17 protein-coding genes and 2 pseudogenes are annotated in these 14399 nt (G+C 60.4%); 12 read left to right on the top strand and 7 right to left on the bottom strand.

The annotated features are described in order from the left end of the window. The first annotated feature begins 47 nt into the window (after window positions 1-47). Window positions 48-1064, top strand: coding sequence for an SMP-30/gluconolactonase/LRE family protein (locus tag B2V21_RS15900; protein WP_286917352.1), 1017 nt, complete (start codon window positions 48-50; stop codon window positions 1062-1064). 36 nt (window positions 1065-1100) lie between these two features. Here the strand turns inward: B2V21_RS15900 and B2V21_RS15905 are convergent. After that, a pseudogene (locus tag B2V21_RS15905) lies at window positions 1101-1256 on the bottom strand (type II toxin-antitoxin system RelB/DinJ family antitoxin); the annotation flags it as partial. Between the two features lie 15 nt (window positions 1257-1271). Continuing rightward, window positions 1272-1505 carry a DUF1127 domain-containing protein gene (locus B2V21_RS15910; RefSeq protein ID WP_286917353.1) on the bottom strand — a complete coding sequence of 78 codons (234 nt, stop codon included), beginning with the start codon at window positions 1503-1505 and terminating at the stop codon, window positions 1272-1274. A 95-nt stretch (window positions 1506-1600) separates the two neighbouring features. On the opposite strand from B2V21_RS15910, the gene B2V21_RS15915 reads away from it, so the two are divergent. Next, entirely contained in the window at window positions 1601-2455 is an 855-nt protein-coding gene (locus B2V21_RS15915; protein WP_049861623.1) for a LysR family transcriptional regulator, read from the top strand. A 33-nt stretch (window positions 2456-2488) separates the two neighbouring features. Here the strand turns inward: B2V21_RS15915 and B2V21_RS21630 are convergent, their stop codons facing one another. Together B2V21_RS21630 and B2V21_RS21635 are read right to left on the bottom strand one after the other, a co-directional pair. Then, window positions 2489-3196, bottom strand: coding sequence for a methyl-accepting chemotaxis protein (locus B2V21_RS21630; protein ID WP_414708413.1), 708 nt, complete (start codon window positions 3194-3196; stop codon window positions 2489-2491). Between the two features lie 159 nt (window positions 3197-3355). Then, window positions 3356-4561: pseudogene (locus tag B2V21_RS21635) on the bottom strand (FIST signal transduction protein); the annotation flags it as partial. A 194-nt stretch (window positions 4562-4755) separates the two neighbouring features. Between B2V21_RS21635 and B2V21_RS15925 the strand changes: the two are divergent. The 3 genes from B2V21_RS15925 to B2V21_RS15935 all read left to right on the top strand — a co-directional run bounded on the left by B2V21_RS15925 (window position 4756) and on the right by B2V21_RS15935 (window position 6626). After that, window positions 4756-4938 carry a type II toxin-antitoxin system HicA family toxin gene (locus tag B2V21_RS15925; protein WP_282348370.1) on the top strand — a complete coding sequence of 61 codons (183 nt, stop codon included), beginning with the start codon at window positions 4756-4758 and terminating at the stop codon, window positions 4936-4938. Between the two features lie 30 nt (window positions 4939-4968). Beyond that, window positions 4969-5370, top strand: coding sequence for a type II toxin-antitoxin system HicB family antitoxin (locus tag B2V21_RS15930; protein WP_049861621.1), 402 nt, complete (start codon window positions 4969-4971; stop codon window positions 5368-5370). A gap of 134 nt (window positions 5371-5504) precedes the next feature. Then, the gene (locus tag B2V21_RS15935; RefSeq protein WP_286917355.1) at window positions 5505-6626 is read left to right on the top strand and encodes an SMP-30/gluconolactonase/LRE family protein; all 1122 of its coding nucleotides are present in this window, start codon (window positions 5505-5507) and stop codon (window positions 6624-6626) included. 130 nt (window positions 6627-6756) lie between these two features. Here the strand turns inward: B2V21_RS15935 and B2V21_RS15940 are convergent, their stop codons facing one another. Together B2V21_RS15940 and B2V21_RS15945 are read right to left on the bottom strand one after the other, a co-directional pair. Further along, window positions 6757-7401 (bottom strand): LysE family translocator, encoded by a 645-nt coding sequence (locus B2V21_RS15940; protein ID WP_049861742.1) that lies wholly within the window; start codon window positions 7399-7401, stop codon window positions 6757-6759. Between the two features lie 340 nt (window positions 7402-7741). Then, a complete protein-coding gene (locus B2V21_RS15945; RefSeq protein WP_056844525.1) occupies window positions 7742-8521 on the bottom strand; it encodes an IclR family transcriptional regulator in 780 nt (259 codons plus the stop codon). 215 nt (window positions 8522-8736) lie between these two features. Here B2V21_RS15945 and B2V21_RS15950 point away from each other — a divergent pair, with 215 nt between their 5' ends. The 7 genes from B2V21_RS15950 to B2V21_RS15980 all read left to right on the top strand — a co-directional run bounded on the left by B2V21_RS15950 (window position 8737) and on the right by B2V21_RS15980 (window position 13265). Then, window positions 8737-9501 (top strand): ABC transporter substrate-binding protein, encoded by a 765-nt coding sequence (locus tag B2V21_RS15950; RefSeq protein WP_286917356.1) that lies wholly within the window; start codon window positions 8737-8739, stop codon window positions 9499-9501. Between the two features lie 14 nt (window positions 9502-9515). Then, complete coding sequence (gene ehuD, locus B2V21_RS15955; protein ID WP_049861617.1) at window positions 9516-10184, top strand: ectoine/hydroxyectoine ABC transporter permease subunit EhuD; 669 nt, start codon at window positions 9516-9518, stop codon at window positions 10182-10184. Beyond that, complete coding sequence (locus B2V21_RS15960) at window positions 10181-10933, top strand: amino acid ABC transporter ATP-binding protein (RefSeq protein WP_192000811.1); 753 nt, start codon at window positions 10181-10183, stop codon at window positions 10931-10933. The genes ehuD and B2V21_RS15960 overlap by 4 nt, the downstream gene beginning before the upstream one ends. A gap of 5 nt (window positions 10934-10938) precedes the next feature. Next, on the top strand, window positions 10939-12207 hold the full coding sequence (locus tag B2V21_RS15965) for an NAD(P)/FAD-dependent oxidoreductase (RefSeq protein WP_286917370.1): 1269 nt from the start codon (window positions 10939-10941) through the stop codon (window positions 12205-12207). A 95-nt stretch (window positions 12208-12302) separates the two neighbouring features. Beyond that, a complete protein-coding gene (locus B2V21_RS15970) occupies window positions 12303-12578 on the top strand; it encodes a hypothetical protein (RefSeq protein WP_134722775.1) in 276 nt (91 codons plus the stop codon). A gap of 183 nt (window positions 12579-12761) precedes the next feature. After that, window positions 12762-12998: a colicin E3/pyocin S6 family cytotoxin gene (locus B2V21_RS15975; RefSeq protein ID WP_286917357.1), complete on the top strand. Its 237-nt coding sequence runs from the start codon at window positions 12762-12764 to the stop codon at window positions 12996-12998. 9 nt (window positions 12999-13007) lie between these two features. Then, complete coding sequence (locus B2V21_RS15980) at window positions 13008-13265, top strand: hypothetical protein (RefSeq protein ID WP_286917358.1); 258 nt, start codon at window positions 13008-13010, stop codon at window positions 13263-13265. Window positions 13266-13297: 32 nt separating this feature from the next. Here B2V21_RS15980 and B2V21_RS15985 read toward each other — a convergent pair whose 3' ends face one another. Next, window positions 13298-14320, bottom strand: a complete 1023-nt coding sequence (locus tag B2V21_RS15985) for an ABC transporter substrate-binding protein (protein ID WP_049861612.1) — start codon at window positions 14318-14320, stop codon at window positions 13298-13300. Window positions 14321-14399: the final 79 nt, after the last annotated feature.

Raw genomic sequence — 14399 nt, forward strand, 5'->3', positions numbered from 1 at the left:
CGCACGAACGGCAGCTGTGCCTACTGATTTCCAACGGACCTGAACACATGAATCCAACCTTTAAAAAACTGTTCCTGAGCCCTTCGTCCTGGTTGTTGGGCAGCGCGATTCTGGTCGCAGGTTCTGCCAGCGCAGCCACTGCAGCGGCGTCTGTCCGGCAAGTGGTCACCGACCCGGCGTTCAGCCAGTTGGTCGACGCCAAGGCCCGGGTCGAGCTGCTCACCGATCAGGCGAAGTGGGCCGAGGGGCCGCTGTGTCTGCAGGATGGTCGTCTGATATGGAGCGATATCAAGGCGAACAAGGTCAGCGGCTGGCAAGCGAAGGATGGCGTGTCGACCTGGCTGGAACCGGCAGACTTCCAGAACGGGCATACGCTGGACGCGCAGGGCCGTGTGGTCGCGGCGTCTCACGGCAAGCGCGGTATCGTGCGGCAGGAGGCCAATGGTGAGTGGCGGACCCTGGTCGACACGTACCAGGGCAAGCGGTTGAACAGCCCGAACGATGTGGTGGCCGATAACAGCGGCACGCTCTGGTTTTCCGACCCCACCTTCGGGGTGCTAAGCAAAAGCGAAGGCTATGGCGGCACACCCGAGCAGGGTGGGGAGTTCGTCTATCGCTATGTGCCCGAAACCGGTGAGATCACCCGTCTCGAGACGCCAGAACTGCACTCACCCAACGGGCTGGCCTTCTCGCCGGATCAACAGCGGTTGTATGTGGCCGACTCGCAAATGGCCCATGACTTCAGCAACAAGACGCTGGCCCACCGCATCATGGTCTATCAGGTCCGCGACGGTCGTTTGAGCAACGGCAAGGTCTTTGCCGAGATAGAATCCGGCATTCCCGACGGTATCAAGGTGGATGCGCTTGGCAATGTCTGGAGCAGCAGCAAGGAAGGGATCCAGGTCTTTTCCGCAGCCGGCAAGTCGCTGGGCAAACTGTTGGTAAGCGCGAGCGACACCAGCAACCTGACGTTCTGCTCGGATGAACAAGGCAGTTGGGCCTATATCACCGCTGCCAACAAGGTGCTCCGCGTGCAAGTGGCGAAGGGGGTTACCGGGCGCTAGGCCAATGGCGAGGAGCGGGTGGTGACAACTCTAAGGCTATAGGTCATCCAGCGAAACCTTGACTCGCTGAGGATTCGCCAACCGTTCCCGCACCGTTTCAAGCAAGGCTTCATCGTCCTCGGTGATCAAAACGGACTTGAAGGGCAACTGGCCTCGCTCCGCCATGTACTGCAGGGTTTGGCGTATGAGTTCACACGTCTGCCGCCCTCACTTGCAAAACGGATCATCCCAGAACGGGCGTTCGATCTCCTTATAGATATCCGCTCGGCTCAAGCCCAGGTCCTTGAGCCCGGCGTCACTCATCTGCTCCAGTTGATGCCGTTGCCGGGCCAGTTCACACCAGCGCGCGATGCGCTTCCATGGATTGGCAAAAGATCTTGCTGATTCACTTTGGGTGCAGCAGTTGTGCGAGACATAGGCATTCACTATTTGACCTTTCATCTGCTCATCCTCCGGGTTGATGGCTTGATTCTCGGTTCAGGCTTAACATCAATCCAACGAATGTTTTGAATGCAGTGCATCTCAGAGATTGATCAATGTCCCACTACCAGAGCATCGATTCGGAAGTCCTGCGTACCTTCGTGGCCATCGCCGATGAGGGCGGTTTCACCAAGGCCGGTGAGCGGGTGAACCGCACCCAGTCGGCGGTGAGCATGCAGATGAAGCGGCTCGAGGAAGACGTGCTGTGTCGGCAACTGTTCGAGCGCGATGGCCGGCAGGTGAAGCTGACGGCTGAAGGGCAGATTCTGTTGGGTTACGCGCGCCGCATTCTCAAATTGCACAGCGAAGTGTTCACCACATTGCGCGAGCCGCACATGGTCGGCACCGTCCGCATCGGTACTCCGGACGACTACGCGATGCGCTTTCTGCCGGGGATCTTGTCCGGCTTTGCTCAGGCGTTTCCGCTGGTGCAGGTGGAAGTGCATTGCGAGAGCTCCCGGCAGTTGATGCAACGCAAGGACCTGGATCTGACGATCGTTACCCGTGAACCTGGGCGAGAGGTGGGCCAGTTGCTGCGTCAGGAGCGCTTCGTGTGGGCCGAAGCCGAGGGCTTTTTTCTCCATGAACAAACGCCCGTGCCACTGGCGATGTTCAATACCGATTGTTTTTGCCGGATATGGGCGTGCAATGCCCTGGACGCCGGGCAGAAGCCCTACCGGATCGCCTATTCCAGCCCCAGCCTCGCGGCGATAATGGCCGCGGTCGGCGTTGGCCTGGCGGTCACCGCACAGCTGCAGAGCCTGATCACGCCGGGGCTGCGGATCATCGGCGAAGCCGAGGGCATGCCCTTGTTGCCATTGGCGAGCATCATGCTGCTGCGCAACCCCGATACTCGGTCGCCGATGATCGATGCGTTGGCCGAGCATATCGTCGAGGGGTTCAGGCTTTGATGCTGGCCCCCTCGTCAACCTGCTGGAACTCCCCTACCGCCGCGTCAACTCGGTCAACGTATCCGCAATCCCCTTGGTCCGCCTCGCCGTCCCCTCGGTTGCCTGGCTCGACGCCTCCAAGGTGTCCAGCATCTCCCTCAACGCACTCACTCCTGTGGACTGATCTTCGATCTGCTGAGCCACTCGCTGGATCTCGCTCGACAGCAGATCGACATCCACGCCGATGTCCGCTGCATTCTTGCGGGTGATCTCCGCCAGTTTGCGAACCTCGTCGGCCACCACGGCGAAGCCCCTTCCCAGATCGCCAGCGCGGGCTGCTTCGATGGCGGCGTTGAGCGCGAGCAGGTTGGTCTGGCCGGCGATCTGCTGAATCACCTGGACGATGGATTGAATCTGCAGGCTCGAACTGGCCAGGGCGCGCGCGCCGATCACCGCTTGGTCGGCCTGCCGGGCGAGATCTTCGACGGTGCTGCCGGCCTGGGTCGAAACGGTATTCTGCCGGTCGATGGTGGCCGCCAGGTCGTCCATGGAGAGGTGCAGCTCGCCGGAATAATGGTTGATCTGGGTGGCCATCTGCTGTTGGTGTTCCCCAGTGTCGGCGAGCACCTGGCCCAGAGCGGCGAGCCCTTTGAAAACGGGGAGGATGCCGGTGTCCAGGCCGCGGGTGTCGAGGGCGCTGGTGAAATCGTTGCGTTTGAAGGCTTCGATCTGTTTCACCACCACGTGGTTGAGGCCGACCATTTTCTTGAGCTGGCGGCGCAGGAAGAAGGCTTTGAACTCGCCATAGTGGGCGATGAAGTTATCCACATACTCGTCGGTGAAGGATGCGCCCTTGGCGACGCGGAAGAAGAAAATCGCGGTCAGGGTCTGGTTGAGATTCAAGCCGAGGATTTCACCGAAGGTCGAGAAACCCACTACCGGCACGTCGCCAAACAGGCCGCGCATGCTGCCCAAGTCATTGGCGTTGTTGAGCCTGCGCAGGATGCAATCGTTGAGGATGGCAGCCACCGGTTGGCCGCCCTTGCCTTGCAGGAACTGTCGGTAGTCTTTTTCCGTGGCCTGACGCAGCGGCGTGCGCTTGACCATGACCAGCTCTTCGCCCGGCGCAACGTCGCAGAACAACTGGATGATCTGTTGGGCATGGTCGATACGGGCAATGGAACGCACGAACAATTCGCTGCCGACGCGGATGGCGAAGGAGTACTCGGCCAGGTTTTTTTCCAGGGAATGGCTGTCGCACTTGAACGCGTTGCACAGGGCCTGGACCATGCTCATGATGTTGCCGCTGCTGTCGATCACCTGATCGATGGTGCGGTCTTCGACGGAGGCGGTGAGCACGCTGAACGTCAGCCCGGCCGGCTCGAAGTTCTGGCTCTTGAACACACCGAAACGGATGTCCGGTGCGGTCTTGAGAAAGACGATCTGGGCATGATTCTGGTAGCTGCGTTTGCCGTCGTGGATCAGGGTTTTCTGGAAGTCCGACTTGCCGCCCGCAGAGCCGCCGACGAACAGGCAGGGAAAGCGGCCCGACTCGTAAAGCGCTTCCATGAAGAACGATTCGGAAGCCGACAGCCCGTCGAAAACCACATAGGCCAAGGTATCGCGGTGGTCGATGGGCGTACTGACCTGGACGCGCTTGATGTTGGCGACCAGCTTCGCGATGCGCTCGCGCATCTCCATGCGTTTGCCACCGTTGCGGATGTCTTCGCACTCCAGCGGCACCATGACCACTTCCGCCGAGGCAATCACATTGCGCTCGAAACACTGCAGCACGATGCGGTCCCAGTGCTCGCCCGCCGCGCAGTACAGACCATCCGCGCTGTTGCACAGCTCGCCCGAAGTGGTGCACAGGCTGATGGTGCCATTGGGAAAGCGCTGCCGAACGCTGGCCGCGACCTTGTCGATGTCCAGGTGAGGCGAGACGAAGCCTGTCACCAGCACGGGATCCGCGCGCAGACCGGCCAGGGCGCGGTCCAACTCACTGGCCGTGCAGCTCAGGCTCACGGCACCCTGGCTGAGTGCGCGGGCGGGGTTGAATCGTTTGAAGAGGTTCATCACATGGCTCGCTGGAAAGGTTGCACAGCGCACGCGGGGCGTGGCTTGCATTGCTTTTGCTATCGGCCATGGGGAGGTGGACTTGATGCAGGTGGTCGGGTCTGCAATGAAAGGTGCTGATTGGAAACTTTCGTAACCATTGAGCTTTACGACTCGGACGGTAGCCTCAGATACCCTATACGGGTTCCTCGATCTTGAAAAAATACCTCTAGAGTTATAAAGTCCTCGTGCGCAAGGAGTGCTGAGTGCAGAGCAGACAGCTAATACGCGAGCTGGAGCAGGCCGGTTGGATTCTAGATCGCATCGCCGGAAGTCATCACATGTTCAAGCATCCAAGGCGTACGCAAACAGTTCCTGTTCCACACCCAAAGAAGGATCTGCCGGTTGGTACGGTTAGAGCAATTCGAAAACTTGCCGGCTTGATCTAGGCAACGGCCTACTCATGAGGAGAGATATCCATGCGCTACCCAATCTGCATCGAGTGGGGCGATGAAACTACAGCCGTCGGAATTCAGGTGCCCGACATTCCTGGCGCCATCACCGCTGGCGACACGTTCGAAGAGGCCTACGGTGCTGCGATCGAGATCGCTCATATCATGCTGGAGGAACTTGCGGCTCGTGGAGAGCGTATTCCTCTCCCAAGCGCGACGGCAGTCCTTCGTAACGACGCCGAATACACGGACATGGGCTGGGGAATGCTCGATATCGATATAACGCCTTACTTGGGCAAGACCGAAAAGGTCAACGTCACACTGCCTGGATTCGTGATTTCGCAGATCGACCGATTTGTTCGTGAGCACAATGTCAAAAGTCGATCTTCTTTCTTGACCGATGCGGCACTTGAAAAACTAGGGCGTTGAGCAAAAAACCGGGACCGCGGGAACCTGTATCCCTGTAAAGCAGCGACCCGAAACAAGGCCGAATACTTGTACGATGTCCTATCACAAGGTATTACTACGTCTCCTCATAAAAACAAAACTACGGAGATCGCTACATGGACTCATTCTCGTCCGCCGGGCCCGAACGGCTCGACCGAGCAAAGGGCAATACCCGCCGCAGCTTTCTGAAACAGTCCTTCGCAGTTTCCGCCACGCTCGCCACCGTGGGCAGCACTGCGCTGCCCCGACTGTCCAGTGCCGCCGAGCCCTTGAGTCAGCGTTACCCTGACCCGCTGCTGCACGTGCTCGACGACAGTTTCCTTGAGTTGCGCGTGTTCAATGCCAGTGTCGAAAGACTGGCCACCGGCCTGCGCTGGGCCGAAGGGCCGGTATGGATCGGCGCTGGTCGCTATCTGTTGGTCAGCGACATCCCCAACAATCGCATCATGCGCTGGGACGAAATCACGGACTCCTTCACCGTGTACCGCGAACACTCCAACTTCTCCAACGGCATGTGCCAGGATCGCCAGGGGCGACTGATCGTCTGCGAAGGCTCTACCACCACCAGTGAAGGCCGCCGCATCACGCGCACTGAACACAACGGCACCGTCACCGTGCTGGCTGACAGTTTCGACGGCAAGCCCTTCAACTCCCCGAATGACGTCGTCTGCAAAACCGACGGATCCATCTGGTTCACCGATCCGCCCTTCCAGACCATCAACAACTACGAAGGCCACAAGATCACCCCCACCCAACCTCATGCGGTGTACCGCATCGACGGCGAGAGCAGGAAAGTCACGCGGGTGATCGACGACATCAACGGGCCGAATGGCCTGTGTTTTTCACCCGATGAAAAACTGCTCTACGTCGTCGAAGGCCGGGCCAAGCCCAATCGATTGATCTGGGCGATCGATGTGAAGGACGACGGTACTCTGGGCGAGCGCCGCAAACATATCGAAGGGTTGGACTACGCCGCCATCGACGGCATCAAGTGCGACGAGGCGGGTAATTTGTGGTGCGGCTGGGGTGGCAATGGTGATCCCAAGGCCGACCTGGAAAAACTCGACGGCGTGCGCGTGTTCAATCCACAGGGCAAGGCCATCGGGCACATTTCCCTGCCCGAACGCTGCCCGAATGTGTGCTTCGGCGGGCGCGAGGGAAACCGGCTGTTCATGGCCGGCAGTCACTCGATCTATTCGTTGTTCGTGAATGCGCGTGGGGCGACGTTCGCGGTGTAATGACCCGGTCTGCCGTGCATTTGGGGGATGCACGGCAGTCGATAAGTCCGCGGCGTCGAACAATGGCCTGCATCCGTCACGGGATGTGATTCGTGATCACCCGCAAAACCCGGCGATTACCTCGGCATTTTCAGGTACGAGTCAGCGCAAGCCTGATGCCTAACGCGATGAACACACCTCCGACGACACGATCCATTAATTTCTGCAGCGATCTGTTGCGTGACATGCCGCTTGAGGCACTTCCAGCCAGAATCGCAAAGGTTGCGTCGGTTAGAAACGCTACCAGCGCATAGGTCAATCCCAACACCAGGAAAGACGCGGTGTGGTGCTCGCCTCCAGGCGCTACGAATTGTGGAAAGAATGAAATGAAGAACAGCAGGACCTTTGGATTCATCAAGGTCGTTATGAACCCCTTAGACAGAAGGCCATATAGATCCGCGTCTTTTTTGATGTCAGCGCTTTCAGCGGTTTCTGCGCGTGCGCGACCAAAGGTCTCGAGCACCAACTTTCCACCCAGGTAGATCAGGTAAATCGCGCCAACATATTTAACCAGGGTAAACATGACAGGCGAGGCCGCAATCAGGGCCGTGAGACCCACAACACTCGCCAACGCGTGAGTGCAACTGCCCAAGGCCACGCCAGCCGCTGAGATGACGCCCGCACGCCGACCATTTGCCACACTTTGCCCCACCACGTAAGCCATGTCGGGGCCTGGTGTTATGGAAAGCAGAAAAACGGCAACTATAAAAAGCCAAAAGTTGGTGATATCAAACATAGTCATCCCTTATCTAGAATCTCGCTGCCCTGCAGCCAAGCGTATTCGGCTCACGACCGGCAACCGAGGTGGTGTCCGTGCGCTTGGATGATGTCGGGAACACGTGGTAACTGCCAAATCGGAAGCAGATTAGCCACACTTCAAGCCGCATCCGGGTGATCCAGCGTTTCCCATCCCAGGCACGCCAGCGCCAAGGTCCGCGGCACTGTCTCTCGGCCACTGCTGTATCGGCTGATGCTGCGAGCGCTCACCCCTAGAGCCTCGGCAGCCTGATCCAGTCACTACGAGGCTCAGTATCGCCAATTTGGCGATATTCGGACAACCAGGTCTCCATTTTCCCCTACCCCAAACTCCGCGCCGAATTGCTCAACACCTGCACGCACTGCATCAAGGCCGGTGCCAGTTGGCTTTCGGCGTCGGCGCGGGTCCAGCGGCTGGTGGGGGCTACCACGTGGACGGCGGCTACGGGCCGGCCGTTGCCGCCGATGACGGGGGCGGCGATGGTCATGTCGCCCAGGAAGAGTTCCTGGGTGTTCACGGCGTAGCCGCAGTCACGCACCGTTTGCAGCGAAGCCATGATGTCGTCCACCTCGGTGTGGGTGTGCGGGGTGTGGGCAACGCGGGTGCTGCTTTGCACCAGGGCCAGGGCTTCGGCTTCGGGCAGGGCGCTGAGGTAGGCGCGGCCGGAGCCGGTGCAGTACATCGGCACGCGGCTGCCGATGGGCATGTGCACGGGTACGAAACGGGCGCTGACGAAGCGCGCGATGTAGGTCATTTCCACGCCGGTGGGTTCGGTCAGGCAGGCGGTCTCGCCAGTGAGTCGGGTGAGTTCGGCCAGGAACGGGTTGCCAACTTCGATCAGGGAATGAGCATCGAGGTAGCTGAAGCCCAGTTCCAGCACATGGGGTGTCAGCTGGTAATGTCGGGTGCGCGAGTGTTTCCGAAGGTAACCCAGGCTTTCCAGGGTAAAGACCATGCGCTGGGCCGAGCTTTTGGTCATGTGCGAGGCTTCGGCGATCTCTGCCAGGCTCATGCTGCGGCGCTTGGCGCTGAATGTACGCAGCACGGCCAGGCCTTTTTCCAGGGATTGATTGAACAGGCTGTTGCGATCTTCGGACATGAGAGCCTCAAGGCAATATTCGGCGAATGGACCCGGACAACAGCAAAGAGACAGCAATTTACGCGCCTGAAAATCGGATACCGATACGAACGTGATGTTTATCGATTTCCTGTCACTGAAAATCGATTATTTCGGTATGAAATGGCATAGAGCTTGCGACCTCGGTCATGTCCGCCTGGCGGTCTCCACCTTCCGATCCCTTCTGGAGTGACCCGATGAACAGCCTCTCCCCTCTGTTTCGCCGTTTCGCGTTCGGTATCTGCCTGACCCTTGGTGCATCCCTCGTGCACGCCGCCGAGGCACCGCTGTACAAGGTTGGTGCAACCGCCACGGGTTCGCCCTTCACCTTCCTGGACATCAAGAGCAACAGCATTCAGGGGATGATGGTGGACATCGCCAAGGCGGTCGGTGAGGCCGGTGGCTTCGGCACGCAGATGGAACAGACCAACTTCGCGGCGCTGATCCCGTCCTTGACGTCGGGCAAGCTGGACTTCATTTCCGCGGGGATGCTCAAGACCGACGAGCGGGCCAAGGTGGTGGACTTCAGCGCGCCGGTCTATTCCTACGGCGAAGGCCTGATCGTCAGTGCCGACGACAACACCGCCTACCCCGACCTGGCTGCATTGAAGGGCGAAGTGATCGGCGCCCAGGCGGGCACCGCGTTCTACGACCTGGTCAACAAGATGGGCATCTTCCAGGAAGTGCGCACCTACGATTCGATCGCCGAGATGGTCCGCGACCTGTCCCTGGGCCGCATCAAGGCAGCCGTGGCCGATCAGCCGATCGTGGCCTACCAGATTCGCCAGAACACCTTCAAAGGGGTGAAGCTGGCTGCCGACTACAAGGCGGCCAAGGTGGGCGATGTGTGCTTCGTGGTGCGCAAGGGTGACAGCGAAACCCTGGAGCGCCTGAACAAGGCCATCGACACCATCAAGGCCAACGGTACGCTGCAGGGCATCGTGCAGAAGTGGGGCGTGTAGGCTGAGGAGCGACCATGAAGCTTGCTGACTTCTTGCAGAACGCGCAGGACTTCCTGCCGATTCTGCTTCAGGGCGCGTGGGTGACCATCCAGATCACGGTGCTGTCGTTTCTGCTCAGCAGCGCGATCGGGCTGGTGCTGGCGCTGCTCAAGCTGTCGCCGATCCGCGCGCTGTCGTGGGCGGCGAGCACGGTGATCAACGTGATCCGTGGGCTGCCGATCATCGTGCAGCTGTTCTACATCTATTTCGTGCTGCCGGACATGGGCATTCACCTGACGGCCTTCCAGGCCGGGGTGATCGGCATGGGCATCGCCTACTCGGCCTATCAGGCGGAGAACTTTCGCACCGGCATCATTGCCGTGGACCAGGGCCAGCGCGAGGCGTCAGAAGCCTTGGGCATGCGTTCGTTCATGATGATGCGCCGGGTGATCCTGCCCCAGGCGTTTCGCATCGCGCTGCCGCCCTACGGCAACACGTTGGTGATGATGCTCAAGGACTCGTCGCTGGTGTCGACCATCACCGTGGCCGAAATGACCCGCCAGGGCCAGCTCATCGCCTCGTCGACGTTCCAGAACATGACCGTCTACACCTTGGTGGCCTTGCTGTACCTGCTGATGAGCCTGCCGCTGGTGTACGGGTTGCGGCGCATGGAGCAGCGTCTGAGCCGGAGGAAAAAGGCATGATCCAGATCAGTGGACTGCAGAAGAACTATGGCGACCACCGCGTGCTGCACGGGGTGGATCTGCAGGTGCAGAAAGGCGAAGTGGTGTGCCTGATCGGCCCGTCGGGGTCGGGCAAGTCGACCTTGCTGCGCTGCATCAATGCGCTGGAAACTTATGAAGGCGGCTCGATCCTGGCTTTCGGCGAAACCGTGCAGCGCGGCAGCAAGACGGTGCATACCCTGCGCAGCCGCATGGGCATGGTGTTCCAGCGTTTCAATCTGTTCCCCCATCGCACCGTGTTGGAAAACGTGATGGAGGGGCCGCTCTACGTAAAAAACGAGCCAGCCGCGCAGGTGCGCCGCGAGGCACTGGCATTGCTCGACAAGGTCGGACTGGCAGAGAAGGCCGATGCCTATCCGGAACAGTTGTCCGGTGGCCAGCAGCAACGCGTGGCGATTGCCCGCGCGCTGGCGATGAAGCCCGAGGCGATGCTGTTCGATGAACCGACCTCGGCGCTGGACCCGGAGTTGGTGGGCGATGTGCTGCAGGTGATGCGCACCTTGGCCGACGAGGGCATGACCATGATCGTCGTCACTCACGAGATGGGCTTTGCCCGGGAAGTCGCCGACCGCGTGTGCTTTCTGCACGGTGGTTACTTGGTGGAAACCGGACCGGCCGAAGAAGTGCTGGGCAATCCGCAACATCCGCGTACCCAGGATTTCCTGCGTCGGGTGTTGCATCCGACCACCAGCACGCGGAGCCAGCCATGATCGACGTGCCTTCACTGTGGGCCGCGACCGCGCCGCCTGCGCGGGTAACACCGCCACTGCGCGAATCGGGCACGTACGATGTGGTGATCGTCGGTGCCGGGTACACCGGCTTGTCCACTGCCCTGCACCTGGCCGAGCGTGGTGTCAGCGTGTGCGTGCTGGAAGCACGGGAGCCGGGCTGGGGGGCATCGGGACGTAACGGCGGGCAGGTCAATCCGACCTTGAAGCATGACCCGGACGAACTGGTGCGGCTGTACGGCGCGGCCGTGGCGGAACCGTTGATCGACACCGTGTCGCGCTCGGCCGACCTGGTGTTCGACCTGATCGATCGCCATGGCATTGAGTGCGCTGCCGTGCGCAAGGGCTGGATGCAGGTGTCCTATTCGCATAAGGGCGTTGCCGGCCTGCACGCGCGGGCCGCGCAGTGGGAACGTCGCGGGGTGCCGGTGCAGTGCCTGGATGCCGCCGACGTGGCGACGCGCATGGGCAGCCAGGCATTTGCCGGGGGCTGGCTGGATGGCCGTGCCGGCGCCATTCAACCGTTGGCCTATGCCCGTGGGTTGGTAAGGGCAGCCCAGGCGGCCGGCGCCAGCATTCATGGGCAGAGCCCGGTGATCGGGCTGCAGCCGGTCGCCTCGGGCTGGCAGGTGCAGACCGCCAGCGGCCACACGGTCAAGGCAGCCCAGGTGGTGCTCGCCACCAACGGTTACAGCGATGGCCTGTGGCCGGGCATGGCGCAAAGCGTCCTGGCGGCGAACAGCTTCATCGTCGCCACCCGCCCGCTGCAGGGCGCTGCGGCTCAGAGCATTCTGCCCGGACAGGAAACGGTTTCCACGGCGCAGCGGCTGTTGCTGTACTTCCGCAAGGACAGCCATGGGCGCCTGCTGATGGGCGGCCGCGGCACCTTCGCCGACCCCGGTGCACCCCAGGATTTCGCTCATCTGGAACGCTCGCTGGCCTTGCTGTTTCCGCAGTTGGGCAGGCTGGATTTCGAGTACCGCTGGGCCGGACGCATCGCCATCACCCGGGACTTCATGCCGCATGTGCATCAACCCGCGCCGGGCCTGACGTTGGCGCTGGGCTGCAACGGCCGTGGCATTGCCCTGTGTACCAGCCTGGGGCAGCAACTGGCGACCAGCCTGTGCGACAGCCAGGCCGACTTCGCCTATCCGGTCAGCCCTCTGCAAAAGCTGCCGATGCACGGGCTACAACGTTTCTACATCGGCGCCGGCGTGGCCTGGTACAGCCTGCTGGATCGCCTGAACGTGAGCTGATGGCCTGCGGCAGAGCGTCGCGCCCGGCGTTGGCGGTGAACCAATCGCCGTGCGCCGGTTTCAAAGGGATTCATTCAGAACAATGGTTGCGTCCCATGCCCAAGAAACTTTCCCTCGCTCTGCTGATGATTTCTGCCCTGGGCCTGGCGGCCTGTGACAAGACGTCCGAAGACCACGTGCAGAAAGCCAACGAGCACACCGAAGCCGCCGCCCAGAAGCAAGCCGAGGGCAAGCCTGAGCAAGCCGCCGAGGAAAAAGCCGAAGCCGCCGAAGAACACGACAAGGCCCGCGAAAAGCGCGTGACCGAAGACCGCCATCAGGCGCTGTCCTCGGACGTACCGGACGAGATCAAGGCGCCCGAGAAAAAGTAATTCGATCGCGATCGACCCAAGCCCCGCCAGTGATGGACGGGGCTTTTTTTATTTCTGGGCAGCGCGACGTACATCTTGAAACCATTGGCCTGAAGCCGCCAGCCACTGGTTACAGCACTCACCGCTATAGATCCGCCCGTTGCCCGTGCTGCTGCACCATGGGACCGAGACAGGGAGTGTTCAATGGCAGGCAAGCCGAAGCCAGATCCGTCAATCGTCAGCAGCTTCAGAGTCGCCTTTGTTGAAGCAGGCAGGAAGGTCTACTTTGATCCAATAGCTCAGCGATACTATTCTTGGGATTCGTTGCATGGCGAGTTCGAGGTGTTCGACCGGCGTGGGTTTCATCTGGGCTCGGTGTGTCCAGAAACAGGACGGTTGCTGAAGCCCGCAGTTCGTGGCCGACGAATCAGAACCCATTGAGAGGTAGACATGACCTTCGTAGAACTTTGCATCGAGGGGAACGCGCGCGAAGACGAGATCGACAGCTTCATCGAAGCCTGGCATGAAGGTCGGGCGGGCACCCAAATAGAACTGCACGACTATCTAGGTATGACGTGGAGCGAATATCAGCGCTGGGCTATCAGCCCAGCAATTCTGCCCCATGTGGTCAGCGCCCATAAATTTGGCACCTCCCTTGAATACCAGCTTGCGCAGCAGGCCAATGAAAACGTCATGCCACATGCATGAACGTCCGCGTTAGGGGCACAGGGCATCAGATCTCAACTCCCCTGCAACGGCTTGGCGTCCTTGAAGAAGTAATCCTGCCAGGAGGCCGGTTTGTTCTTGATCGCGCCGACGCGGTGCATGAACTCGGCCAGGGGGTAGGTGTTCTTCGGTGTGATCGAGAATTCGAACTGCGGGTTGTCGATGATTTTCAGCAGTGCGGCCCGGTCGATCTTCGCGCCGGTCACGCGGATGTAGGTATCGGCAGCGGCGCCTTTGTCTTTCTGGGCGAAGTCGGCCGCCTCGGCCAGGGCCTCGACGAACGCGTGGTAGGTCTTGGGGTTTTCCTCGCGGAATTTCTCGGTGGCGAACAGCACGGTGGGTGAGTTGGGGCCCAGCAGGTCGTAGGTGTTGAGCACCACATGCACATTGGGGTTGGCCAGGGCCTGATCCTGGAACGGCGGGTTGGAGAAGTGCCCACTGAGTTCGGTACCGCCGGCAATCAATGCCGCTGTGGCATCGGGATGAGGAACGGCGATGGTGTACTTGTCCAGACGGTTGTATTCCTTGTCGCCCCACTGCTTGGCCGCCGCGTATTGCAGGAAGCGAGATTGCACCGATACACCGACGGCGGGCACGGCAATGCGATCCTTCTCGGTGAAGTCGGCGATGGTCTTGACCTTGGGGTTGTTGCTGAGCAGGTAGTAAGGGAAGTTGCCCAGTGAAGCGACCGCCTTCACGTTCTGTCGTCCATGGGTGCGATCCCAGATGGTCAACAGCGGACCCACGCCTGCCCCGGCAATGTCGATCGCGCCGGACAACAACGCATCGTTCACCGCAGAGCCGCCGGACAGCTGGGTCCAATCGACCTTGATGTCGATGCCCGCCTCCTTGCCGTGCTTCTCGATCAGATGCTGATCGCGCACCACATTGAGCAGCAGATAGACGATACCGAACTGCTCGGCGATACGGATTTCGCCCTCGGCATGGGCCTGCGCGGGTGCAACCACGGCACCGGCCAACAGGCTGAACCCGAGTCCGACGGCAGTAGCCAGACGGCTGAAAGTGGATCGAGACATAGGCGCTCCAGGCAAGGCATCAGGGATGTATGGGAGCGACTATATGTGCATAAGAAATTTATTTTAAATACGATTACAG

It is taken from the genome of Pseudomonas sp. UBA6276, assembly GCF_002438365.1.
Classification (GTDB): Bacteria; Pseudomonadota; Gammaproteobacteria; order Pseudomonadales; family Pseudomonadaceae; genus Aquipseudomonas; species Aquipseudomonas coleopterorum.